The following is a 23,607-nucleotide window of genomic DNA, read 5'->3' as shown; positions in this document are numbered from 1 at the left end:
ATTAGGTAAGGGTGTCAGTATCATGTAAATATAAGGTCACTTAAATTAATTTGCCAGTATAAACAATTGTTATGCCACAAAATGGATCGGGAATCAGGCATCTTTAAAAGTGATTCCCAATAAACAGTTTTTTGTATTTTTGTGTAAATGCTGCACACTATGAGATATTTTGTATTGGCTGCAATGGCCTTAATGTTTTTGTATTGTACCAAGCCACAAAAGACACCTTACTTAACACTTAAGCCTGAGCAGGACTTAAACGGAAAGGTTGAACTGTATCGTTTTGACGAAACCGCTCACTTATTCGATAGAGCCATACAGGCTGAAGAAGGTCATTGGGAATTTGTGAAAGATAGTGTGCCCGAGGGCATATATAGTTTGCACATTAATGGTGAAGAACTAGCCTCATTGATAATTAATTCCACTTTCCCGGCGACCATAACAGGGCATTTTCAAGCTAATGATCAACGTCTGTCTGTTTCTGGCAATTCCGAAACAAAAGCCTTGTGGAAATGTGAGCAATTGGCACAGGAAGCTGCATATGAGATACAGCAGTTAGTTGCCAGCCGGCCAGATTCAATTGTCGCTGAGGAATTTGTATTTGTGAAAGATTCATTCTATACAGCCATTAATGCTATTATTAATAAGAAAGCAAGAGACATCAACCGCATTGCCAATAATCATCGGAATACCTTGCTCCCACTACTGGCTATGCAATTCAAAGCAGGTAATCACTATCTGTTTCATCCCGAGCAATATGCCGATTTGTATTATGAAACCAGCAACCAGCTTCAGAATCGATATCCTGATTACTGGCCGGTGAAGCAGTTTGCAACGCATGTTGATTCGTTAATGAACAGAAGCTTGTTTAATGCCATTACCAAAGAGGGGCGAACATTTCCGGCGATCTCGGTGCCAGATGCATGGAAGCAAGAAGTTCGGCTTGATAGTTTGATTAGCCAACCTACTTTGTTTGTAATCTGGAAATCAGATGATGCAGCATCGCGTCATATCACTGGTCAGCTAATGCGATGGACCCGACCATATCGTAATCAGGGTCTCCAGGTTTGCTTGATTTCGATGGATAACGATAGAGATAAGTGGCTAAGCGCCATAAAAGAGGATCGCCTGGCCGTGTTGCACCTGTCTGATTTGAATGGTGATACTTCGCCTGTTCTTCAGCAGTTAGGGCTATCAGCTATCCCGTATTTATTGCTCACAGACAGTAATCGAATCATTGTTAAGCGCACTCGCGAATTAGACGACCTAAGCACGGCTTTGCGGCAATTAATGAAAAATTAATCCTATATTTGAGCGTTCTATAATTGAGAATCTTAGTATTATACTAACTTATAACCAATTGATAATAAGTTCGTATTTATGCCTGTTTATCATGACTTTTAAATGGATGTTGATAAAGGCAGGTGAGTTACAACTTATAAGCAATGAAAATAAACTATTAAATATGAGACAAGGACTGTTTTTACTTTTAATAATAGTATTGACAACTGCGTGTAATAATAAAGATAAATTCAGGGTAACCGGACATATCGAAGGAGCTAAGGATCAAATGCTATACCTTCAACGTATGGATCTAAGCCAAACGGTAACCATTGATTCAGTAAAGATTAAGAATGGCAATTTTGAGTTTAAAAACGATAGACTCGAGGAACCTACATTCTTAATTTTAAAGCTAAATGACAATAACTTCATTACTTTACTGGCAGATTCTATTGAAACAATAGCAGTAGATGCAGATGCCAAAAATCTCGAAACAAGCTATCAGCTTAAGAATTCGATTGGTTCAGTTTATATCCAGATGTTTAATAAGCGCATTCGTAAACTCAATAAGGAGCTCAATACCATTGTGGCTAAATATAAGGCCACCGATGTAAAGGATGCTCAAACACGTGCAGAGCTAGAGCAACGCTATGATCAGAAACTGAACGAGCATAAGGCTTTTGTCGGAGAGTTCATAATGGAGAATCCTCGTTCTTTTGCCGGTTATTATGCCCTTTTTCAGAACCTGGATGATAATAGCTCTGTTATGAACGTGTTTGATAAAAAGGATCAAGTTTATTTTTCAACTTTAGCCACCAGTCTAAACCTATATTTTCCTGAGTCAGAAAGAGCAAATCACCTTTACAACTATGTTTTAGGTGCAAAGGCTCAGCAGCAACGTCAGAAATTTGCTGATGAGTTAATGGCTTCAAAAGCCGATGAGAGAGGATATGTTGATATTGAGGCTCCAGACCTGCAAGGTGATACCATTAAGCTATCTTCGCTGGAGGGAAAGACCATAATTGTTAATTTTTGGGCATCATGGGACGAAAAATCTGTAGCTGCTAACCGTCATCTGAAAAAAATGTATGCCCAATACAAGAATAAAGGATTGGCTGTTTATTCAGTTTCTCTTGATAGGAGTAAAGTACTTTGGGAAAGCACTATAAAAAAAGAAGGCTATGAGTGGGTAGATGTAAGTGATCTAAATTACACCAATTCATTTCCGGCCCGCTTATATAATATCAAACAAATACCATCCAACTATATTATTAGTCCCAAAGGGGAGATTATAGGGAAGGATTTATTTGGAAATCGTTTAACCGATAAGTTAAAAGAACTATTATAAGCTTATAAAAGCTAAACTTGAAAACCGCATTCTTACGATTGCGGTTTTTTTAATGTCTCATTTACATAAAATTAACCAGCAAATTAGGCGAAATTTAATCTTCGACTTTTTTACTTGTTTGTTCAACAATTACTTACAAGAATAATTAGGTTAGGAGATGCTTTATTTTTCTAATATATTTGTCGGTTAAAATATAGCAGGTAGCATACTTGGAAACGAATAAAAAGATATACTTCGCATCGGATGTACACCTGGGAGCTCCAGGTATAAATAATCATCGATTGCATGAGAAGCGGTTTGTAAACTGGCTGGATACAGTCAAAAAAGATGCATCTGAGATTTACCTAATGGGTGATATCTTCGATTTTTGGTTTGAATATAAGCATGTGGTGCCAAGAGGCTTTACACGCTTCTTAGGTAAACTTTCTGAAATTACCGATAGTGGGATTCCGGTTCATTTCTTTACCGGTAATCATGATATCTGGCTGTTTGATTATCTCGAAAATGAGTGTGGCGTTAAGGTATATCGTGAGCCTGTAATCAGAGATTTCAATGGGAAGAAAGTGTTTCTGGCACATGGCGATGGACTTGGCGATTACGACAAGCACTATAATTTCCTGAAATCGGTTTTCACCAATAAGTTTGCTCAATGGCTGTTTGCTCGTATTCATCCAAACAGTGGCATTGGATTGGCCAATTACTGGTCGGGAAAAAGCCGGGAGAAAAACAATAAGGAGTATGGCGATAAATACCTGGGCGATGATAAGGAGTTCTCGGTATTGTATGCCAAAGAGTTTTTAAAAGAAGAAAAGGTCGATTACTTTGTATTTGGTCACCGCCATGTGGCACGAACGGTCAGTGTGGGGCCAGGTTGCCAGCTTATCTTTTTAGGCGACTGGATACAGCATTTTTCATATGGTGTTTTCGATGGAAATACCATTGAATTACAGTACTTCGATTCGCACGTATAGTTTGATATAGAAAAAAAGTAAAAATGAATTCAAAGGCTGAGATTTATGCTGTAGCTACCGGAACAGGAAGCTATATCCCTCCTGTGGTTAAAGCCAATGCCGATTTTATCAACAACACCTTTTTCAACGATGATGGAACAGTTATCGAAACAGAAGGCCAGGAAATTGTTGATAAGTTTGAGCAGATAACCGATATCGCCGAAAGGCGATGTGCCGAAAAGAATCACGTCACTTCAGATTTGGCTATGTTTGCCGGTAAGGCAGCACTTGAAGATGCTGGTTTCAATAAGGAGAAGCTGGATTATATCATTGTGGCTCATAACCTCGGTGATATGCGTCATGGTACTATTTATCCGGATATTCTGCCAACTTTGGCATCTCGTGTCAAGCATAAACTTGGCATTAAGAATCCGAAAACCATTGCTTACGACATAACCTTTGGTTGTCCGGGCTGGACACAAGCCATGATACAGGCCAATTATTACATTAAGTCAGGTGATGCTAAAAGTGCCCTGGTGATAGGTGCCGACACGCTGAGCCGTGCCATGGAGCCACACGACAGGGATTCGATGATATTCGCCGATGGCGCCGGAGCCGTGGTGCTTGAGGCTCGCGAAAGCGAAACCCCTGTGGGTATATTAAAGCATGCGGTACAAACCGACACTGAAGAACACATTGATCTTCTGCGTATGGATAATCCGTACAATGAAGCATTAAAGGGTGAAAACCTGTTTTTGAAGATGTACGGCAGACGTTTATATAACTATGCGCTTACCAATGTGCCGCAACTGGCCAAAGAATGTCTGGATAAAAATGAGATGGAGCTAAAGGATGTGAAGAAGATTTTAATTCACCAGGCTAATGCCAAAATGGATGAGGCGATTCTCAAACGCATTTTTAGATTGTATGGCGAGCGTAAGGTAGATATGGACGTAATGCCAATGACGATTCGAGAGCTGGGCAACAGTAGTGTGGCAACAGTTCCAACACTGTTCGATTTAATTTGTAAAAAGCAATTGAATGGTCACACGCTGGAAAGCGGTGATAATGTGATGATGACATCCGTAGGAGCAGGTATGAATATCAATGCATTTATGTATAAAATGCCGTAAATACTTTATTGAAACTATAAAAAAAGCGAGCTATTCGATAATTGGATAGCTCGCTTTTCTATTTATATAAAGTTGTAATTTCTAAAAGAACTCTTCAACGTTCTCAATAACTTCTTCCTGGTTATTTGCCTCAGCGCGTCTGGCAGCATTATCGCCACAATCAATATTAATATTGAAGTTAAGAGGTTCTTCAAAGATGTCTTCCTCAGTTATGCCCAATTCTTCATTGGCATACACATCTTTCATGTATAAGGCAAATATGGGCAGAGCCATGTTGGCTCCCTGTCCAAGTCTGATACCATCGAAATGAATGTCGCGTTCTTCGCCACCAACCCATATGCCAGTAACCAATTGTGGCGTTACACCCATAAACCAACCGTCAGAATGGTTCTGTGTGGTGCCGGTTTTGCCTCCCATCTGGGCATGTAACTCGTAGGTTAGTCGCAATCGTATACCGGTGCCTTGGTTAATAACGCCTTCCAATAGGTTAAGCATCAGGTAAGCTGTTTGTTCGCTGATGGCTTCGCGCTTCTGCGGATGGAAATCACTGATAACATTGCCATAGCGATCTTCAATGCGTGTTACGATCATTGGTTCAATATGTACGCCTTTGTTGGCAAAGGTACAGTAGCCACTAGTCATTTCCAGAAGGCCAAAATCAGGCGTTCCCAGACAAAGAGCCGGTACTGCATCCATTGGGCTTTTGATGCCAAGCTCATGGATGGTATTGGCAACCGCTTCAGGGTTAAACTGTTTCATCACCCAGGCAGTTATGTTGTTATTGGAATTGGCCAGTCCCCATTTAAGTGTCACCATCTCACCGGCACGTGCACTGCCGCTATTACGCGGTGTCCAGGTTTTACCGCCGCCCAGGTAAAATGTCTGAGCTATATTTGGCACTAAATCGCAAGGCGTAAAGCCTTCCTGCATAGCCAAGGTGTATACAAATGGTTTAATGGTTGAGCCGACTTGTCGTTTTCCTTTACCGGCCATATCGTACATAAAGTGCTTAAAGTTGGGCCCTCCAACGTATGCTTTTACATGCCCCGAAAGCGGATCCATCGAGATCATACCGGCCCTCAGGTAAAACTTATAATGATGTATTGAATCAAGGGGTGTCATCACTGTGTCGCGTTCACCAGCCCATGTGAATACCGTCATGTCGTAAGGTGTATTAAACACCCGCTTAACACTGTCCATATCAGCACCACTTCTTTTTAATGCACGATAACGATCGGTGTTTTTAATGGCCTTATCAATGATTTTTTCATAATCCTCTTTCGATAAATCTCTGGTGTAAGGAGCACCGCTTCGGCCTTTCTTTTCTGTAAAGAATTTTGGTTGTAAGTCCTGACTGAGGTGTTCTTTAACAGCATCTTCGGCATATTGTTGCAGGCGCGAATCAATGGTAGTGTATATCCTTAAGCCATCTTTATAAATATCATATTGGGTGCCATCCGGGCGATAATTTTTATGAATCCAGCCATACAGAGGATCATCCACCCAGCGCGCGCTGTCTTCCAAAAATTTAGTTTCCATCCATGATGGGTAGTTGGCTCTTGTAGGTTCATCGGCCGTTAGAGCCAAGCGCAGATACTCTCTGAAATAGGGAGCAGGACCTTCTTTATGATCAGCTCGGTTGAATTTAAGCTCAAGCGGTAAAACGGATATGGAATCATATTCGGTCTGCGTTAAGAATTGGGCCTTAAGCATCTGGTTGAGTACAACGTTACGACGGTCTTGCGTTAATTCAGGTCTGCGAACCGGGTTGAAAAGAGCGGGATTTTTCAGCATGCCAATAATTACAGCTGCTTCTTCAACTTTTATGGAGTCGGTTGAGGTATTGAAAAATGTTTTGGCTGCACTTTTAATCCCATACGCATCATATATAAACTCTGCCTTGTTTAAATACATGGTTAGAATTTCGTCCTTGGTATAGCTTCTTTCAAGTTTCACAGCTATTACCCATTCTTTAAGTTTCTGAAAGGCTCTTTCGATATTACTGGATGCATGGCCATGAAACAGCAGTTTGGCTAACTGCTGGGTAATGGTACTACCTCCTCCGGAGCTTTGGTCTTGCATAATAATGGTTCGAAATATCACCCTGGCCAATCCTCTGGCATCAATACCTGAGTGGTCATAAAAACGGACGTCTTCTGTGGCTACAAGTGCATTAACAATGTTGGGCGAGAGTTCTTCATACTGGCTAAAGCTTCTGTTTTCGCGGAAATAATTCCCTAAAATCTGGTGATCGCTGGAGATAACATTGGTTGCCAGATTGCTTTTTGGGTTTTCAAGCTCTTCAAAGGTTGGCATAAAACCAAGCAGACCATAAGAGATCATGGTAAATAGTAGAAATACCGATAGCATACCACCAATAACAAGTATCCAGAATGTGCGAATTAATTTGCGGTATTTTGATTTAGATTGCTCCATCTTTCTTCAGGTGTTTAATTATCTGGCTGTTTTTGCTCTTAGAAGCCCACCCATCAAGAGTTTGCTCAGGCAGCCATTAAAATTATCAGCTGTGGCTCACAAATATTCTCTGTAAGCAGTTTCGTAATAATTATTGATATTTTGGTGTAAAAATAGTAAAATTTGACAGATCGACTGAGGTGAACGTTTGCGTAAAGCATTTTCATTTTTTAACATTGTGGCAATTTTATATAATTTTGCGTGCTTTAATTAATAAGTGGTGCTTGTAAGACAATTTGAGAGATGGGTAAAAAAACAACGGTTACGGAAGAAAACTTGGTGATAGTCGAGTCACCTGCGAAGGCAAAAACCATCGAGAAATTCTTGGGTAAAGACTTTCTGGTGAAATCGAGCTATGGGCATATTCGCGATTTATCAAAGAGTGATTTTGGCGTTGATATCAATAATAATTATCAGCCCGATTACATCATATCTTCCGACAAAAAGGAAGTTGTTAAGGAATTAAAGCAGTTGGCCAAGAATGCCAAGATGGTATGGCTCGCTTCCGATGAAGACCGTGAAGGAGAGGCTATTGCTTGGCACTTGTTTGAAACACTTGAGCTCAAAGAAGAAAATACGCGACGCATTGTATTTCATGAGATTACAAAGGATGCGATTCAGAAAGCCATTAAAAATCCGCGAAAAATTGATATTAACCTGGTAAATGCACAGCAGGCCAGGCGTGTACTTGACCGTTTGGTGGGTTTTGAGCTATCACCTGTATTATGGCGCAAAGTGAAGCCTTCTTTATCGGCAGGGCGTGTTCAGTCAGTAGCCGTGCGTTTGATTGTTGATCGTGAGCGTGAGGTGTTTGCTTTCAAACCCACTTCATCATACCGTGTAACCGCTATTTTTGAAGTAACCGACGATAAAGGACGTGTTAAGGAGCTTAAAGCAGAGCTGAACAAGCGTTTTGATACTTACGAGCAAACCAAAGCATTTGTTGAGAAATGCAGTGATGCCGAGTTTTTGGTTTCACAAGTGGAGAAAAAGCCCGTTAAGAAATCGCCTGCAGCGCCATTTACAACATCAACCCTACAGCAGGAAGCGTCACGAAAACTGGGCTTCTCAGTTGCGCAGACTATGTCCATTGCACAAAAACTTTATGAGGCTGGTAAGATTACCTATATGCGTACCGACTCGGTCAACTTGTCTGATTTAGCTTTAAATATGGCATCGGCGCAGATTAGTGAAATGATGGGGCCTGAATATGTCAATATTCGAAAGTATAAAACCAAGGCAAAAGGGGCACAGGAGGCTCACGAAGCAATTCGCCCAACCTACCTAGATAAGGATACGGTTGCTGGTTCGTCACAGGAGAAACGCCTGTATGAGCTGATCTGGAAAAGAACCATTGCTTCTCAGATGAGTGATGCCCAGTTGGAGAAGACGGTGATTCATATTGAAGCAGGGAATACTGGTGAAAAGTTTTTGGCAACAGGCGAAATTATTAAGTTCGATGGTTTCCTGAAGGTATATATCGAATCAACAGATAATGAAGGGGAACAGGAAGAGAATGAGAGTGTGTTGTTACCGCCAATTCACAAAGGCGAAGTATTGGAGATGCTGAATGTAGAGGCACGTCAGCGCTGGAGTCAGAAGCCAGCCCGCTATACAGAAGCCAGCCTGGTACGTAAGCTCGAAGAATTGGGTATCGGCCGTCCGTCAACATATGCTCCAACTATCTCCACCATCCAAAACAGAGGCTACGTAGAGAAGGAGGATCGCGATGGAACCGAAAGGCACTATAAGCATTTGTGGCTTGAAAAAGGAGAACCGCTAATCGAAAGCGAGAAGAAAGAGATTACAGGAGCAGAAAGGAGTAAGCTGTTTCCAACAGATATTGGCATGGTCGTTAATGACTTCCTGGTTAAATATTTTGAGAGTATCGTTTCTTTTGACTTTACGGCAAAAGTTGAAAAGGAATTTGATGATGTGGCATTAGGAAATGTGGAGTGGAGCAAGTCAATAGATGAATTTTATAAACCATTCCATGATACGGTTGAAGAAACCCTGGAGCAATCAGAAAAAAGCACAGGCGAGCGCATCCTGGGTGTAGACCCTGCGAGTGGGCAGCAGGTTTCTGTGCGCATTGGCCGCTTTGGGCCATTGGCGCAAATTGGTGTATCATCTGATGAAGAAGGCGCTGAAAAGCCAAGATTTGCATCGCTTAGAAAAGGACAGCATCTGGAAACCATTACGCTGGAAGAGGCATTGGACTTATTTAAGTTACCCCGAACACTTGGTGAATTTGAAAATAAAGTGGTGGTGATAGGTATTGGTCGTTTTGGCCCGTATATTCGTCACGATAGTAAATTCGTTTCTCTGAAGAAAGGGGTTGACGATCCTTTTGAGATTGATCTGGAAACAGCCATTGAGCGTATTAAAACCAAACGCGAAGAAGATCTGAAAAAAATTATCAAAGAATTTACTGAGGAGCCGGATTTGCAAATTTTAAACGGTCGATGGGGGCCGTTCATCAAATACCAAAAAAAGAATTACAAGATACCCAAGGATAAAAATGCAGAAGAATTATCTTTGGAAGACTGTAAGGCGCTGATTGAGGCAGATACCAAAGCTTCGCCCAAAAAGAAGACAGCTGCCAAGAAAGCGGCAACGACTAAAAAAACGACAGCAACTAAAAAGGCCACAACCACAAAAAAGAAAGCGACTGCTAAGAAAACCAAATAGCTAACCCTGTGACAGAAGACTGGATACATTATTTTAACCAACCCAATTATAAAGTAATAAATGCCTTTGAAGGTCTGGATGAAGACAGACTCAAGAATGGAATAGATAGCTTTCATCAGCTGAAAACGGTTGATTGGGATGCAGTCGATATTGCTTTAATAGGGGTGAATGATGCCCGGAATTCTGTTCATAAAGGAAGCGCAGAGGCGCCGGATTTAGTACGTTCCTATCTGGCAGGTTTGAGGAGTCTTTCGAAGCCGCTTACCATCGTTGATCTGGGTAATATACGAGGAAATACTATTGATGATAGATATAAAGCGCTCGAAGATATCTTGTTGCATCTTCAGACATTAAAAGTTATAACTATTGTGCTTGGGGGAAGCCAGGATTACACCCTGCCAATGGCCAAGGCCGTTCGTCAATATCAGGCAAAGTATAATCTGGCCATTTTAGATAGTCGCATTGACTGGTTGCTTCATGCGCAAGATTACTCGGCAAACAATTATTTAGGTAAAATTTGTGAGCAAGAAGGTGTTGCACCTAAAGATGTATCTTTTGTTGGTGTGCAAAAATACCTCTACAGCCCGAAGCAGGAAGCTGAACTTCACAAGCATTCATACGAAATCCTTCGTCTTGGACAAATCAGGCAGTTAGGGCATCGCCTGGCAGAACCGGTGTTGCGTGATGCCGATTTGCTAAGTGTTGATATGACTGTAGTGAGGCAATGTGATCAGCCTGCCCATATTACGCCTATGCCCAATGGTTTATCAGGTGAAGAATTGTGCCAGCTGATGTGGTATGCCGGTCAAAGCGACCGGCTGAATGTTATTGGTGTTTTTGAGCAGGATGTACACGACGATAAAGGGCATCAGGGCATAGTTTTAACCGCTCAGGCCATTTGGCACATACTAGAAGGGATTGCTTTACGTTATAATGATTATCCGGCTAAAGATCTGGACTTGTATCGTCAGTTTATCGTTTATCTCGACGATTATGAGTTAGAAATTAAGTTTTATAATAATCCGGATAACGACCGCTGGTGGGTAGAGATACCAGGTGAAGGAGGTGGAGTTGATGTGATTGCCTGTGGTCGAACGGATTTTGAAACAGCTTCGGCGAACGAGATACCGGAGAAGTGGTTTCGTTACATTCAAAAAAAGAGCTTGTAAATCAAAATAAAGCGGTGTTTTTATGATTTATAAGTTTGAAAAATGAAACCTTTAATATGAAATTAGAGTATATATCCCCAGCATTTTGTCAGCTGGTAGAAAAAATGATTGAAAGTGACATCAATCATGGAAACAATAAAATGAACTCAGGTTCTTAGTGTTAATACCAGCTTTTTTATGGCATGGCTAGGAGAATAGTATTTTTTCTGTTATTTTGCATTGCTTCTCTCGCATGGGGGCAGCAATATCCTCAGTTCAGTCAGAACATGTTTAACCATTTGACTGTCAACCCAGGATATGCAGGCACAAGCGAAATGATGAATCTGACGCTTGGTAACAGACAACAATGGATGGGCGGATTTAAAGGAGCAGACGGCTCTTCATTGGCTCCAAGTACAACGGTTTTTGGAGTAGATACAGAAGTAAATTTATTGGGATGGAACAGCGGAGTTGGTTTAACCATCATGAATGATGAAATAGGCGCCTTTACAACCTTGTATATGTCGGCTGTTTATGCAAAACGATGGGAAACGGATTACGGTAAGTTAGGAGTGGGGCTTTCGTTAGGACTGCTTAATCAGGGAATTAACGGGAGTATTTTGAAAACAATGCCCGAGTTTGGTTACGGACAGGACATCACCGGTGATAATTCGCATGTGGATGAACAGTTTCCGGACGATCAGGGAACGGCATTTGATGCAGGATTTGGAGCTTTTCTGGAACACAAAACCTATTATTTGGGTATTTCAGTGGCTCACCTTAATCAACCAAAACCTAAATTTAAAGATACATACACCACCTACCTCGACCGCACTGTTTTTATTACCGGAGGCTATCGCATCCAAATGAAAAAACGACCAATCATTCTGGTACCATCCATATTTCTGAAAACAAACATGTCGAGTTACCAGATTGACTGGAATATTAATGGCATTTTGAAAGATAAATATTGGGGCGGATTAACCTATCGAATGCAAGACGCCATTGTGCTGTTGGGAGGCGTAGAATTGAACAATGGTTTACGAATAGGTTACAGCTACGACATCAGTATTTCAGAACTGAGTGAGGCCAAAAACGGATCGCATGAAATAATGTTGGGTTATCGGTTTGACCTCAGTATAGAAAAAAGAAAGAAGCAGTATAAAAGCGTAAGATATTTATAGTTAGAACAGAATAAGTAAAAGATAAGTAATTCAGATATTAAGGCTATTATGAAGAAAGTACTTGCCATCAGTGTCATTTTAATCACCATCTTAACTGGATGCGGACAGTCCAGTGGTGGAGAATTGGTTGGCGTTCAGCGCCGCGCCTCATTCTATGAACCAGATCCTTACGGAATGCTTTTTATTCCACAAGGAAGCTTTAATATGGGGCCAAATGATATGGACATTGCTAACACAATGACCTCACAAACAAAAACAGTTTCGGTTCGTTCATTCTGGATGGATGAAACAGAGATTACAAACAGCGAATATCGTCAGTTTGTTTTCTGGGTGAGAGATTCAATTGCCCGTCGTTTGTTGGGTGAGCAGTTCGAAGAATTTTTAATTAGCGAAGATTATCTTGGTAATGAAATTGACCCTCCATTCCTAAACTGGGATGAAGAGATTGAGTGGGATAACGAAGAATATGCTGAGATACTTGATGAAATGTACTTGGCAGAAAACGAACGTTTCTTTCGAAGAAAAGAAATTGATACCCGTAAGTTAACTTACGAATACGAGTGGGTTGATCTTTTACAAGCTGCTAAGCGAAGCAACCGTTATAACTTCGAAACAAAACAGTACGAAGGAGTTGTTTACGACCAAAGAGGTGAAGAAAGAGAGATTAAGGATCGCTCGGCCTTTATTATGAAAGATGCTGTAAACGTTTATCCTGATACACTGTGCTGGATTGCTGACTTCACCTATTCATTCAATGAGCCATGGACAGAGAAATATTTCTGGCACCCTGGATTCGATGAATATCCAGTTGTAGGTGTTAACTGGAAACAGGCGACAGCCTTCTGTATCTGGCGTACTCAATTGTTAAATAGTTATTTGAGCAGCAAAGGCGAGCCGGTCGTGAATAACTATCGTCTGCCAACAGAAGCTGAATGGGAATATGCAGCAAGAGGTGGTTTAGAGCACGCCATGTATCCATGGGGAGGTATGTACACCCGTAACGACAAGGGATGCTTCCTGGCAAACTTCAAGCCTTTACGTGGTCGCTATGGCGATGATGGTGGTATGACAACTATGTCCGTAGGTTCATACGCGCCTAATGATTATGGATTATTTGACATGTCTGGTAATGTGGCTGAATGGACTTCAAGCGCATATGACGAGTCGGCATATACTTTTACACACGATTTTAACCCAACCTATAAGTACAATGCTTTACCAGATGACCCACATGTAATGAAAAGAAAAGTATTACGTGGTGGTTCATGGAAAGATGTAGGTTACTTCCTGCAAAATGGAACACGTACTTATGAATATCAGGATTCATCCAAATCATTTATTGGTTTCCGATGTGTAAGAGATTACATTGGTGACTAAGACAAATCAATTGTAGGACGGTTAATTGAAAAAAATCAGGTCATTATGAGTATTTCGGAATTTGTTGAGAGCCCTGCTTATAAAAAGGTTATGGGCAAAGTATACGGTCTTGGTGCGGCTGTGGTAATTTTAGGAGCACTGTGGAAAATTCTTCACTTACCTTACGCTTCTGTTATGTTGATTGCCGGATTAGGTACCGAAGCTATTATTTTCGCACTTTCGGCGTTTGAAAAACCGCATGAAATGCCGGATTGGGGTTTAGTATATCCTGAATTACATGGATTAGAACCCAGAGAAAGAGGAGGAGAAGGAGGTGGTAGCGAACTGGCTGCCCTTGTGCAGAGTGGTAATTTGGATGCTAAAGACCTTGAAAAATTAACAGAAGGAATTAAAAAGCTTTCGGATACATCCTCTCAACTTTCTGATTTGAGTAATGCCACGGTAGCCACTGATAGTTATATTCAGAATATGAAGTCGGCTGGTGAAGCAGTTGGACAATTTGCTAATCAGCAGGCATCAATGGCCCAAAGCAGCGAAGTATTAGCCAATACCTATGCCACATCAGGCAGTGCCATTAAAGCACATTTTGAAACACTGTCGGCCAACAACCAGGCTTATGGTGAAAAATTAAATGATGTAACAAAAAATTTAGCAGCTATAAATTCTGCCTACGAACTGCAGCTACAAGGAGTAAACAGCCAGGTTCAGGCTTCGCAGGCCCTTACACAAGGATTATCTGAAATTACCAATCAATTCCAGCAATCAGCTAATGATGCCAAGGTTTATCGTGAGCAGGTTGCTCAGTTGAGCCAGTCAGTATCGGAGCTGAACGCCATTTACGGTAACATGCTAAGTGCCATGAATATGGGTAATAAATAATCAGAAGATCATTATTAACTGCTAAAAGAACAAAATTATGAGTGGCGGAAATTGTCCCGAAACCCCCAGGCAGAAGATGATCGGAATGATGTACCTTTTCCTCACGGCAATGCTTGCATTGAACGTGTCGGGAGAGTTACTTCAGGCTTTTCAACTGGTTGATGAAAGTATTCAGGAAAGTATTAAAGCAACGGATGTAAAAAACAAGCAGCTGGAATCACAATTTGAGGTAGCAGAATTTGCTAATCCAAACAAGGTAAGGCCTGTACGCGAGAAGGTTAACAGGATTTATGGTGAAGCTGATAGTCTTTACAATCACATCCACGAGCTGAAACTATTAATGATGCGCACTGCAGATGGCAGTCCGGAAGCTACTTTGGAGAGTTATAAGGGAGCCGATAATCAGGATGTGGCTGCACAAATCATGATAACGGAGCAAAACAGAGCACGCAGTATTGAGTTAAAAGAAAAATTAAATGCGTATAAAGATCTGTTGCTAGAGTACGTAAATTCCGAAGATACAGCTTTGGTACATACCATTACCAAGAGTTTATCTACAGAGCCTAAAGAACCAAAGCAAGGTCAGGTTCAACAGTCGTGGGAAAGTCAGAAGTTTGAGCATTTACCTTTATCTGCTTCTTTTGCATTGCTCAGTAGTATTCAGAGTAATATCAGAAATACGCAGGCAGATATAACAAACTACTTGTTGAATAGTATTGACGAAGGTTCTTTCAAATTTAATAAGGTAGAGCCGATCGTAATACCTCGTTCAGAGATTGTTATCAAAGGTGGCGAATACCGTGCCGAGTTGTTGCTGGCTGCAACAGATACACTGCAGTTGCCAGAGTTTAATATTGAAGGTCACAGTGTGGACGCTCAGCCTAATGGTCGTGGTGTGTTAACCATACCTGCCAATTCTTTGGGAACCAAAAGTTGGAAAGGTATCATCTCAATGACTGGACCAGATGGACAGCCAAGACGTTATGCTGTTAATCGTGAATATGAGGTTATTCAGCCAAACGTGGTGATTTCACCGACTAAGATGAATGTATTTTATGAAGCTCTAGAAAACCCAGTTGAAGTTTCTGTGCCTGGTATCTCAGGTAGTCAGCTGAGAGTTTCATTTGGTAACTGTACATTCAGGAAGCGTGGCGATGTGTTTTATGTGAAACCAAAGGCAGGTTTCGCAGGTGGTAAATCGGTTGTAAGCGTATCAGCTGAAATTAACGGACAAGTGCGACGTTTGGGTAGCCAGGAGTTCCGTATTAAGCCATTACCATTGCCATATGCTACTTTTGCTGGTAAGCGTGATGGTAAGGTGCGTAAAAACCTGCTAGCAAGTCAGAGTGGGGTATTTGCTGAGATGGGAGAGGATTTTGATTTTGAATTAGAATATAAAGTAACGCAATTTAGTATTGCTACAATAAAAGGAGGTTTCTTCCAGAGTGAATTGTCTAAAAGCAATAAACTTACTCAGGCTCAGATTGAGTTGATTAAGGGAACCAGTAGGGGTGCTAAAATAACTATTGAAGAAATTAAAGCTATTGGACCAGATGGACGTAACAGAAAACTGGCACCTATAGTGATTACTGTTGACTAGGAAATAAATTAAAAGACAATGAAAAGATTATTCTTTATCCTTATCGTTTTGCTTGGATTTGGTGCTGCTGACATGGTGCATGCACAGGAAGTAAACACTGAGTTGTACACTAAAGATCATGTGCCTAATCGTCGTCCGATTCCATATGCGCACGTTCGTGAGGCTGATGTACTATGGGCTAAGAAAATTTGGCGCGTGATTGATTTACGTGAGAAAATTAATCTGCCTATGTATTATCCAACTACTAAGATGGATGATCGTTATAGTTTGATTGATCTTTTAATTTACGGCATTCAATACGAAGGATTAACGGCTTATTCAACAAAAACTGAAGATGAATTTCAGGTGCCATTAACAGTAGAGCAGGTAATGCGTGAAATGGGTGCAGTTGCAGATACAACTATGATTCGTAATGCCGAGACTGGGATGTATGAAGAAAAGGTCGTAGGTGGAGAAGTGCGCTCAACCGAGATTAAGCAAATCATGCTAAAGGAAATCTGGTTCTTCGACAGAAAATACTCACGTATGGATGTGCGGATTATAGGTTTGTGTCCTATCAGAGAGTACGTCGGTGGCGAAGGCGATCAAGGACAAGTAAGGAAATCACAGACATTCTGGATTTACTTCCCTGAAGCACGCGGCTTATTTGCCCGTCATGAGGTATTTAACCCACGTAACGATGCTCAACGCCGTACTTTCGATGATATATTTATCAAGCGTTATTTTGGCAGCTATATCTATAAAGAAGCCAACGTTTATAATAACCGCCGTATTGAAGAATTTACTGCAGGAATGGAGGCTATGATGGAGTCAGAACGCATCAAGCAAGAAATTTTTGAAAAGGAACACGATATGTGGGAATTTTAATTGAAGGATAAAGTTTACTAGTCTTATTATATAAAAAAAGGGAGCTCGATAGCTCCCTTTTTTCGTTTGTATATATCTGCTAATTCTTTACAACAGTGCCTATATTTTCACCTTTTAGCACCTTTATAAGGTTACCTTTAGTATCCATATCAAAAACCACAATATCCAGGTTATTTTCCTTACACATGGTTGTGGCAGTTAAGTCCATGATTTTAAGTCCGCGGTTGTACACCTCGTCAAAAGTAATCTCATCAAACTTGGTGGCTGTTGGATCTTTTTCCGGGTCGGCTGTGTAAACACCATCCACCCGTGTGCCTTTAAGCATCACATCGGCTTCAATTTCAATGCCCCGCAGTGAAGAACCAGTGTCAGTTGTAAAATAAGGATTACCAGTGCCAGCTGACAAAATAACTACTTCTCCCTTCTCCAGGGCATCAACCGCTTTAGGTTTGTCGTAATATTCGCCTACAGGCTCCATTCTGATAGCAGTGAGCACTCGCGTTCGCACAGCCATAGCTTGCAGGGCCGACTGAAGCGCCAAACCATTAATCACTGTGGCTAACATACCCATCTGGTCGCCTTTATAGCGGTCAAATCCTTTGGAAGCGCCGCTGAGCCCCCTGAATATGTTACCACCCCCTATAACAATACCAACCTGAACACCCAGTTCAACGGCCTCTTTAATTTGTTCAGCATAGTCATTTAGCCTTTCCGGGTCAATGCCGTAGCCTTGTTCACCCATCAGCGATTCACCACTTAGTTTTAGAAGTACTCTTTTGTATTTCATTGTTACCGGTTATTTTTTTGTTTAAGCAATCAAAGATAAGAAATGATTTGCATTGCTTAATGATAGCGAGGAAAGTTAGATTACTAGTAAAACCTTGTGAGGTTTTTGGATATTTATCACTAGTATCCTGACGGAATGTCCTTATGTTTTGATAGTATTACCCTGGTTAAAAAATAATATAACCCTGGTTAAAATATCATTTGACCAGGGTAAAAACCGAAAAACATCACATAGTTTACATGAAAACTTACTTAGAAAATACCATGGAGAAGCCTTGCAAATGGTATTTGCAAGCTTAATTTTTGGTGTTAACGTGTTACGATGGTTGATAATGCTGCTATTGCAGCATGTCATCGATGAGTGCTTTTACTTTGTCACCATCCCAGCGGGCAGCACCCTGTTTTTTCATCATTAGCTGGCCTTCTGGTGATACGAGGAAGGAGGCCGGGATGCTGCGAGAAGTAAACACATCCGGTTCGCGACTTCTCAGGACATACACCGGGAAAGTATAGCCTTTCGCTTGAATAAACTCCTGCAGAATATCTTTGGATTCTTTACTCACCAGTATAAAGGCCATTTTGTTTTTGTACTCGTCATATAAGCGCTGGATGGAGGGCATTTCAGCAATGCAGGGCGGACACCAGGTGGCCCAGAAATTGATGAAAAGGACTTCGCCTTTCAGTTCCGACAGCTGAATGACATTACCTTCCAAATCTTCGATGTGCCAATTGTAGTCAGCATCACTCAGATAAGTAATATCTTTGCTTTCGCGGGGCTGAAACATGCTATACCTGATGATGGTTGACTGAACCACTTTACGTGAAGCCGGAAATATCATTGCAATGAGAAGGGCTGTAAACAGAAAGTCGAAAACAATGCCCATTATTGTTTTTTTACGACGATACTTATACCATTGTTCGGCCCAGAATCCTTTCTTCATGTTTATTTGTTTTTGAGGTATAACAAGCTATGCGACGATTGGTTTTAGAACAGGTATTTCCAGATGGAGCGATAATTTTTTGTGCCTGTGTCCACTTCGGTTTTTACCCATTTATATCCCTTTGCTATACCTGCTTTTTGTCGAAATGCATCCAGGTTGATGGTGAGGCTGTGGGCTGTGCCTGGCATTAAAGTCAGAGGAAAGACCGACTGTTCGCCTCCTCCTTTCAGCTTAAATTTTCGGCTCTTTTTAAGCGGAGAGCCAAAGCTCAGTACCGGTGAAGAAAAAGTCAGGCTTTCTTTAGTATGGTTGCTGATAGTAATAGTGGCAATCCGTTCTTTGCTGGTTTTATGTCGCCTGATTCGGATATTGATCCAAACAATTGAGGGGGCCAGCTTTTGTAACCATCCACGCCTGGTGGCCACGTACACCAGCAATACCAGGCCCATAAGTATAAAAAGGTTGGTTATCTCTGGGTTTTGTGTTTTCTTGTTCTGCTGCTCTTCGTAATATATTTCACGAAGCGGCTTAAGCTGGCTGTCATCTGAAACAGAAGAGTCAGGCTGATGCACGGCTGTTTCGGCTACCGCCGGTTTGCTAACACGGCCTCCACGGCTGCATATCTGCATTAACAAAATGAAGGCCAGTCCAATAATAATAAACAGCCTGTTCTTTTTGTAAAATTCTTTAAGCTGATTAAGCATGATATAATTACTTAATAGGTGGGGAACAGTTGGAGACCTTTGTAGTTGATATAGTACTCACCATCCTTAATTGGTTGAGCCATCTCTTCATCGGTTTGTCCATTGGCATTGGCAATACCAACGCTGGCAAAGTAGCATATGGCCTTGTGCTTGTTGCCGTGTTTCATTACCTCAGCCGCAATGTGAGGCAGCAATAAACCCATGTCAGGATAGGTGGCGGTGCGCACAACTACAAAATAGCGCTTGTCATCCTTGGTAGCCAGAATTTGAGGGTTAACATCCAGCTCTTTACGAACATTAAGCACCTTATACCCTTTGTCAATCATATCCTTGTAAACTACCTTGATGCCCAAAAAGTGTAGCTCTTCAGCAGTTAAAACCTGTTCTTTTCCCATTCTTAAATCTAACTATTAGGGCACAAAATTGGCATAAATATGTTGAAAACAAAAATGCCAACTGAAAATCAGCACATAAGCCTATTGCAATGTAAAATACCGCTATTTACTATTTACAGCAGCTCAATTTGATAGTAACTTATGTCAGCTTGTACCGCAAAGATTATAAACACTTAAATGGAGGGGAAATTATGCCACTTACACGCTTAGAAAAGTTTTTGAATCTGGAGCATGTCAATTATAAGCGAATTGTGCACTCCAGAGCCTACACAGCGCAAAAGACCGCTGCTTATTCGCATATTTCGGGCGATGAAATAGCAAAGACAGTGATGGTGAAAGTTGATGGGCGATTATGCATGGTTGTGTTGCCAGCCTCATTCCAGGTTGATTTAAATGAATTGCAGCGCGCCACTGGTGCTAAAAGTGTTCGGCTGGCTACTGAGTCAGAGTTTAAAGATGCGTTTATTGATTGTGAAGTTGGTGCTCAGCCACCTTTTGGTAACCTGTACAACATGGATGTGTTTGTTGCCGAAAAGCTTACTGAAGATACCACTATAGCATTCAATGCCTGTAATCATGCTGAGTTGATACAGATGACTTACAAAGATTATCAGCGTTTAGTGCATCCAACGGTTTTGAAACTGTCGAGGAAAGTGATTGCCGAAGCATAAATCCAATCGGCTATTGATACAATAGTTTGCGATAATAAGATGTTGGATGGTAATGTGAGATGGTGAATGTCCGGTGTTATTTGTTTACCCAATAAACAATGCCGGACATTCTTATGTGATGACTAATCGGGTTTCTTCAAGGATTGCGATGTTGTGCTAAATTTTTGTCAGGGATTGATAACTTTGCGCGGACGAGCAAAGAACCACGATGATTAAACCACAACGATTCCCATTTTTCTATGGTTATTTGATAGCCTTGGTCGGAACTATTGGTATCTGGGCTAGTATTCCCGGACAAACAGCTGGTGTTTCTACATTTACAGACCCGGTGAAAGATGCCCTTTCTTTAACGCGTGATCAGTTTAGCCTGGCATATATGATCGGTACTTTACTGAGCTCTATTGTGCTGACGCGAGCCGGAAAGCTTTACGACCGATATGGTGTACGACCAACAGCCGCACTTGCCGTCCTTGTTTTGGCCATTACATTGCTTTTGTGCTCATATTCGCCAGGTATCTCGGGTTTGTTGGAATCACTGATTGGCATACGGCATTGGGCCATCCCTTTTGTAGTAATGGTGGGGTTGTTTTTTATGCTGCGCTTTAGCGGACAAGGGGTTTTAACAATGACCTCGCGAAACATGATAATGAAATGGTTTGACCAGATGCGTGGTCGAATTAATGCCTTTAGCAGTGTTAGTGTATCGCTCGGATTCTCGGCTTCACCCTTATTGATTGATTTGCTGATTCAGCATTTTAGCTGGCAAGGCGCCTGGCAGGTGATGGCGTTGGGATTGGTCTTTGTTTTGGGTATGATTTTGTTATTCTATAAGGATAATCCGGAAAGCTATGGTCTGCATCCCGATGGGAGCGATTCAGAAATAAGTACTGCTTCACAATCAGCTGGCAGAGATGCTTTCACACTTGAGGAAGCTAAGAAAACAAGGAGCTTTTGGATGTATGCCTTGATACTGGCCTTTCATGCCTTCTTTGTTACCGGTCTCACATTTCACGTGGTGTCTTTGTTTGCTGAAGCTGGTCTGACGCGTACTGAGGCTATCAGTATCTTCTTGCCAATGACAGTGGTATCGGTTCTCACCTCATTAATTGCTAATTTTATGAGTGACTGGATGCGCCTGAAGGTGTTTTTGTATGTGATGATTGCAGGGGCCCTAATAGCCAGTTTTGGCCTACTTCTAATAAAGAATGAGCTGGGTGTTTATTTACTGATTATCGGGCTGGGTGTAACAGGCGGTTTATTTGCCGTTATTAATGCAATTACATGGCCGCGCTATTACGGGCGCCAGCATCTTGGTGCCATCTCAGGCAAAGCTATGTCAATGATTGTAATGGCAAGTGCTATTGGACCTTACCTGTTTAGTGTAGCCAATACATTGACAGCGACATATGGGTCTGTAGGTTATGTGAGTCTGGCATTTTTATTATTCATGCTTATAGGCTCATTAAAGGCCAATCGACCAATGAAAGGAAATACAGACTAAGATTGGACTACGTGCAGATGATTGGTGCATTGTCATATCAAAGAGGTATGATTTTTGTTTATCAATATCATCAGTTACACCACCCTTTTTATTTTGTCTGCTATGAAAAAGCTTAACCTATTACCTATTGTTGTATTGACTGTTCTTATAGCTACCTCTTGTTCGAGCTATCAGTTTGCAACCGTCAACAGTTCATTGGAACAACCATTTGCCGATGGTTTTATTTTTGAAAATGACACTTTACAGCTTCACTATTCCTTCGAAGGTCTCAATTGTCCGCTCAACATCAATGTTTATAATAAGCTGGATGTACCCATTATTATTTATTGGAATCAATCGTCGTTAATTGTTAATGGCGCCACATATCCGATTAATCCATCTGTAGCTACTTTCAGTACCGATTATTCCGAGACAAGCACCGAATTGTACTATAGCACTTATACCAATGGAAGCAGTTCGGGTACAATCACCAACAACGATCGCTCAGGTTTTGTACCTCCCAAAGCCAGTTTGAGGCTGAACGATTTAAATGTTTGCACTAAATTTTTAAACACCAAAAACGCGACGAAGACTGAGAAACGAAACATTGTTGCGGCTAATGGTTTGAGCTATGAAGTGAAGGCCTTTGATTTTAATAAGGCAAGCACTCCGCTATTTTTCAGGTGTTTTATTAGCTATAGCGATGCTCAATCCGGCGATAAAAAGTACATTGATAATGAGTTTTGGGTGACATCGGTATACCAGATTGTTGATAGTCGCCTACCTGCCCGGGCCGATCAGTTTTATCTTACTAAGTCAACCGGTGTTGGCACCGTTGTTGGAGTGGCTGCACTAACCGGCTTAGCCATTATAGCCATTGACAATTATGATCCGAATGAGGAGGCCACTTACTAACCTTTTTTTCTAATCATCATATTGAAACCAAGCTTGGCAATTCAGGTAGAAACAAAATGCTCCTACCTGAATGATGAACGTTTCTGTATTATTCCACAACTAATTTTACATCAAGTGTAAAGTCATTGCTGATGGCTTTATCTCCCAGGTTATCGAAGAAGGAGCCAGAGCCATAGCGGATACCATACTGTGTGCGGTCAACCACTATTGATGCGGTATAGGCAGCATCCTCTTTGGTCACATTAAACTCTACAGGCTTAGTTTCGCCTTTAATGGTTAGTTGTCCCTTAACAGTGGCTTTGTTGTTATTAAATTTTGATGCTTCTGTAATTTTTAGTTCGGCAGTGGGGTAGGTGGCCACACCAAAGAAATCATCGGAATGGAGGTGACCAATGAGCTTTTTATTATAGTCTTCATTATCGAGATCAGTATTGATCATGCTGGCCATGTCAATCACAAAATGGCCGTTTTTAATATCACCCTTTTTCAATTCCAGGCTGCCCTCTTTTAGCTGAATAAAGCCATAGTGTGACGAACCAACAACTTTCGTTCCTGTCCATTTTACAGTACTGGCTTCAATGTCTGCTTCATGTTTTTGTGCCATTAGTGAGCTGTTTAAAGCGATGCTTAATAATCCGAGTAGAAATAATCTTGCTTTCATGTTTCTAAGTTTTATCATTGTTATTAATAACCTGAGTTCGACATAAAATTACTGGCTCAAATCGCTTATAAATGTTTAGTTTCAAGGAATATTTGTGAAAGCATAGCGAGCTATGGTGAAC

General features: G+C 41.2%; 20 protein-coding genes. 14 read left to right on the top strand and 6 right to left on the bottom strand.

Annotation, left to right across the window (positions count from 1 at the left end):
• The first annotated feature begins 159 nt into the window (after positions 1-159).
• The 4 genes from KDU71_RS05410 to KDU71_RS05395 all read left to right on the top strand — a co-directional run bounded on the left by KDU71_RS05410 (position 160) and on the right by KDU71_RS05395 (position 4,712).
• Complete coding sequence (locus KDU71_RS05410) at positions 160-1,302, top strand: peroxiredoxin family protein (protein WP_212188899.1); 1,143 nt, start codon at positions 160-162, stop codon at positions 1,300-1,302.
• Positions 1,303-1,465: 163 nt separating this feature from the next.
• Positions 1,466-2,629, top strand: coding sequence for a TlpA disulfide reductase family protein (locus KDU71_RS05405; protein ID WP_212188898.1), 1,164 nt, complete (start codon positions 1,466-1,468; stop codon positions 2,627-2,629).
• Positions 2,630-2,838: 209 nt separating this feature from the next.
• Positions 2,839-3,600 carry a UDP-2,3-diacylglucosamine diphosphatase gene (locus KDU71_RS05400; protein ID WP_212188897.1) on the top strand — a complete coding sequence of 254 codons (762 nt, stop codon included), beginning with the start codon at positions 2,839-2,841 and terminating at the stop codon, positions 3,598-3,600.
• A gap of 23 nt (positions 3,601-3,623) precedes the next feature.
• Positions 3,624-4,712 carry a 3-oxoacyl-ACP synthase III family protein gene (locus KDU71_RS05395; RefSeq protein WP_212188896.1) on the top strand — a complete coding sequence of 363 codons (1,089 nt, stop codon included), beginning with the start codon at positions 3,624-3,626 and terminating at the stop codon, positions 4,710-4,712.
• An 81-nt stretch (positions 4,713-4,793) separates the two neighbouring features.
• Here the strand turns inward: KDU71_RS05395 and KDU71_RS05390 are convergent, their stop codons facing one another.
• Positions 4,794-7,148 carry a transglycosylase domain-containing protein gene (locus tag KDU71_RS05390; RefSeq protein WP_212188895.1) on the bottom strand — a complete coding sequence of 785 codons (2,355 nt, stop codon included), beginning with the start codon at positions 7,146-7,148 and terminating at the stop codon, positions 4,794-4,796.
• Between the two features lie 282 nt (positions 7,149-7,430).
• Between KDU71_RS05390 and topA the strand changes: the two genes are divergently transcribed.
• The 7 genes from topA to porN all read left to right on the top strand — a co-directional run bounded on the left by topA (position 7,431) and on the right by porN (position 16,933).
• Positions 7,431-9,878 (top strand): type I DNA topoisomerase, encoded by a 2,448-nt coding sequence (topA, locus tag KDU71_RS05385; RefSeq protein WP_212188894.1) that lies wholly within the window; start codon positions 7,431-7,433, stop codon positions 9,876-9,878.
• A gap of 8 nt (positions 9,879-9,886) precedes the next feature.
• Positions 9,887-11,047, top strand: a complete 1,161-nt coding sequence (locus tag KDU71_RS05380) for an arginase family protein (protein ID WP_212188893.1) — start codon at positions 9,887-9,889, stop codon at positions 11,045-11,047.
• A 182-nt stretch (positions 11,048-11,229) separates the two neighbouring features.
• Positions 11,230-12,210 carry a PorP/SprF family type IX secretion system membrane protein gene (locus KDU71_RS05375; RefSeq protein ID WP_212188892.1) on the top strand — a complete coding sequence of 327 codons (981 nt, stop codon included), beginning with the start codon at positions 11,230-11,232 and terminating at the stop codon, positions 12,208-12,210.
• 48 nt (positions 12,211-12,258) lie between these two features.
• Positions 12,259-13,587 carry a T9SS ring complex lipoprotein PorK/GldK gene (gene porK, locus KDU71_RS05370; protein ID WP_212188891.1) on the top strand — a complete coding sequence of 443 codons (1,329 nt, stop codon included), beginning with the start codon at positions 12,259-12,261 and terminating at the stop codon, positions 13,585-13,587.
• A gap of 45 nt (positions 13,588-13,632) precedes the next feature.
• A complete protein-coding gene (gene porL / locus KDU71_RS05365) occupies positions 13,633-14,466 on the top strand; it encodes a type IX secretion system motor protein PorL/GldL (RefSeq protein WP_212188890.1) in 834 nt (277 codons plus the stop codon).
• 37 nt (positions 14,467-14,503) lie between these two features.
• Positions 14,504-16,066, top strand: coding sequence for a type IX secretion system motor protein PorM/GldM (gene porM, locus KDU71_RS05360; RefSeq protein WP_212188889.1), 1,563 nt, complete (start codon positions 14,504-14,506; stop codon positions 16,064-16,066).
• A gap of 18 nt (positions 16,067-16,084) precedes the next feature.
• Positions 16,085-16,933: a type IX secretion system ring subunit PorN/GldN gene (gene porN / locus KDU71_RS05355; protein ID WP_212188888.1), complete on the top strand. Its 849-nt coding sequence runs from the start codon at positions 16,085-16,087 to the stop codon at positions 16,931-16,933.
• A gap of 79 nt (positions 16,934-17,012) precedes the next feature.
• Here porN and pyrH read toward each other — a convergent pair whose 3' ends face one another.
• The 4 genes from pyrH to KDU71_RS05335 all read right to left on the bottom strand — a co-directional run bounded on the left by pyrH (position 17,013) and on the right by KDU71_RS05335 (position 19,759).
• Positions 17,013-17,720 carry a UMP kinase gene (gene pyrH / locus KDU71_RS05350; protein WP_212188887.1) on the bottom strand — a complete coding sequence of 236 codons (708 nt, stop codon included), beginning with the start codon at positions 17,718-17,720 and terminating at the stop codon, positions 17,013-17,015.
• A 337-nt stretch (positions 17,721-18,057) separates the two neighbouring features.
• Positions 18,058-18,660 carry a TlpA family protein disulfide reductase gene (locus tag KDU71_RS05345; RefSeq protein WP_212188886.1) on the bottom strand — a complete coding sequence of 201 codons (603 nt, stop codon included), beginning with the start codon at positions 18,658-18,660 and terminating at the stop codon, positions 18,058-18,060.
• Positions 18,661-18,704: 44 nt separating this feature from the next.
• Positions 18,705-19,364: a hypothetical protein gene (locus tag KDU71_RS05340; protein ID WP_212188885.1), complete on the bottom strand. Its 660-nt coding sequence runs from the start codon at positions 19,362-19,364 to the stop codon at positions 18,705-18,707.
• An 11-nt stretch (positions 19,365-19,375) separates the two neighbouring features.
• Entirely contained in the window at positions 19,376-19,759 is a 384-nt protein-coding gene (locus KDU71_RS05335) for a hypothetical protein (protein ID WP_212188884.1), read from the bottom strand.
• Positions 19,760-19,950: 191 nt separating this feature from the next.
• Here KDU71_RS05335 and KDU71_RS05330 point away from each other — a divergent pair, with 191 nt between their 5' ends.
• From KDU71_RS05330 to KDU71_RS05320, 3 genes are all read left to right on the top strand, one after another.
• Entirely contained in the window at positions 19,951-20,430 is a 480-nt protein-coding gene (locus KDU71_RS05330; protein ID WP_212188883.1) for an aminoacyl-tRNA deacylase, read from the top strand.
• Between the two features lie 208 nt (positions 20,431-20,638).
• The gene (locus tag KDU71_RS05325; protein ID WP_212188882.1) at positions 20,639-21,931 is read left to right on the top strand and encodes an MFS transporter; all 1,293 of its coding nucleotides are present in this window, start codon (positions 20,639-20,641) and stop codon (positions 21,929-21,931) included.
• 102 nt (positions 21,932-22,033) lie between these two features.
• Positions 22,034-22,825 (top strand): hypothetical protein, encoded by a 792-nt coding sequence (locus KDU71_RS05320; protein ID WP_212188881.1) that lies wholly within the window; start codon positions 22,034-22,036, stop codon positions 22,823-22,825.
• Positions 22,826-22,913: 88 nt separating this feature from the next.
• On the opposite strand, the gene KDU71_RS05315 is transcribed toward KDU71_RS05320, so the two are convergent.
• Positions 22,914-23,486, bottom strand: a complete 573-nt coding sequence (locus KDU71_RS05315; protein WP_212188880.1) for a YceI family protein — start codon at positions 23,484-23,486, stop codon at positions 22,914-22,916.
• Between the last annotated feature and the right edge of the window lie 121 nt (positions 23,487-23,607).

The organism is Carboxylicivirga sediminis (assembly GCF_018156225.1).
GTDB lineage: Bacteria > Bacteroidota > Bacteroidia > Bacteroidales > Marinilabiliaceae > Carboxylicivirga > Carboxylicivirga sediminis.
Note: the sequence above shows the minus strand (reverse complement) of the source record. Positions and strands in the feature narration are given on the sequence as shown.

What these genes read in the sequence shown, in the direction of transcription:
- KDU71_RS05410 (WP_212188899.1), top strand. Translation starts at nt 160, where the DNA reads ATGAGATATTTTGTATTGGCTGCAATGGCCTTAATGTTTTTGTATTGT.
- KDU71_RS05405 (WP_212188898.1), top strand. Translation starts at nt 1,466, where the DNA reads ATGAGACAAGGACTGTTTTTACTTTTAATAATAGTATTGACAACTGCG.
- KDU71_RS05395 (WP_212188896.1), top strand. Translation starts at nt 3,624, where the DNA reads ATGAATTCAAAGGCTGAGATTTATGCTGTAGCTACCGGAACAGGAAGC.
- KDU71_RS05390 (WP_212188895.1), bottom strand. Translation starts at nt 7,148, where the DNA reads ATGGAGCAATCTAAATCAAAATACCGCAAATTAATTCGCACATTCTGG.
- topA (WP_212188894.1), top strand. Translation starts at nt 7,431, where the DNA reads ATGGGTAAAAAAACAACGGTTACGGAAGAAAACTTGGTGATAGTCGAG.
- KDU71_RS05375 (WP_212188892.1), top strand. Translation starts at nt 11,230, where the DNA reads ATGGCTAGGAGAATAGTATTTTTTCTGTTATTTTGCATTGCTTCTCTC.
- porK (WP_212188891.1), top strand. Translation starts at nt 12,259, where the DNA reads ATGAAGAAAGTACTTGCCATCAGTGTCATTTTAATCACCATCTTAACT.
- porL (WP_212188890.1), top strand. Translation starts at nt 13,633, where the DNA reads ATGAGTATTTCGGAATTTGTTGAGAGCCCTGCTTATAAAAAGGTTATG.
- porM (WP_212188889.1), top strand. Translation starts at nt 14,504, where the DNA reads ATGAGTGGCGGAAATTGTCCCGAAACCCCCAGGCAGAAGATGATCGGA.
- porN (WP_212188888.1), top strand. Translation starts at nt 16,085, where the DNA reads ATGAAAAGATTATTCTTTATCCTTATCGTTTTGCTTGGATTTGGTGCT.
- pyrH (WP_212188887.1), bottom strand. Translation starts at nt 17,720, where the DNA reads ATGAAATACAAAAGAGTACTTCTAAAACTAAGTGGTGAATCGCTGATG.
- KDU71_RS05345 (WP_212188886.1), bottom strand. Translation starts at nt 18,660, where the DNA reads ATGAAGAAAGGATTCTGGGCCGAACAATGGTATAAGTATCGTCGTAAA.
- KDU71_RS05340 (WP_212188885.1), bottom strand. Translation starts at nt 19,364, where the DNA reads ATGCTTAATCAGCTTAAAGAATTTTACAAAAAGAACAGGCTGTTTATT.
- KDU71_RS05335 (WP_212188884.1), bottom strand. Translation starts at nt 19,759, where the DNA reads ATGGGAAAAGAACAGGTTTTAACTGCTGAAGAGCTACACTTTTTGGGC.
- KDU71_RS05330 (WP_212188883.1), top strand. Translation starts at nt 19,951, where the DNA reads ATGCCACTTACACGCTTAGAAAAGTTTTTGAATCTGGAGCATGTCAAT.
- KDU71_RS05325 (WP_212188882.1), top strand. Translation starts at nt 20,639, where the DNA reads ATGATTAAACCACAACGATTCCCATTTTTCTATGGTTATTTGATAGCC.
- KDU71_RS05320 (WP_212188881.1), top strand. Translation starts at nt 22,034, where the DNA reads ATGAAAAAGCTTAACCTATTACCTATTGTTGTATTGACTGTTCTTATA.
- KDU71_RS05315 (WP_212188880.1), bottom strand. Translation starts at nt 23,486, where the DNA reads ATGAAAGCAAGATTATTTCTACTCGGATTATTAAGCATCGCTTTAAAC.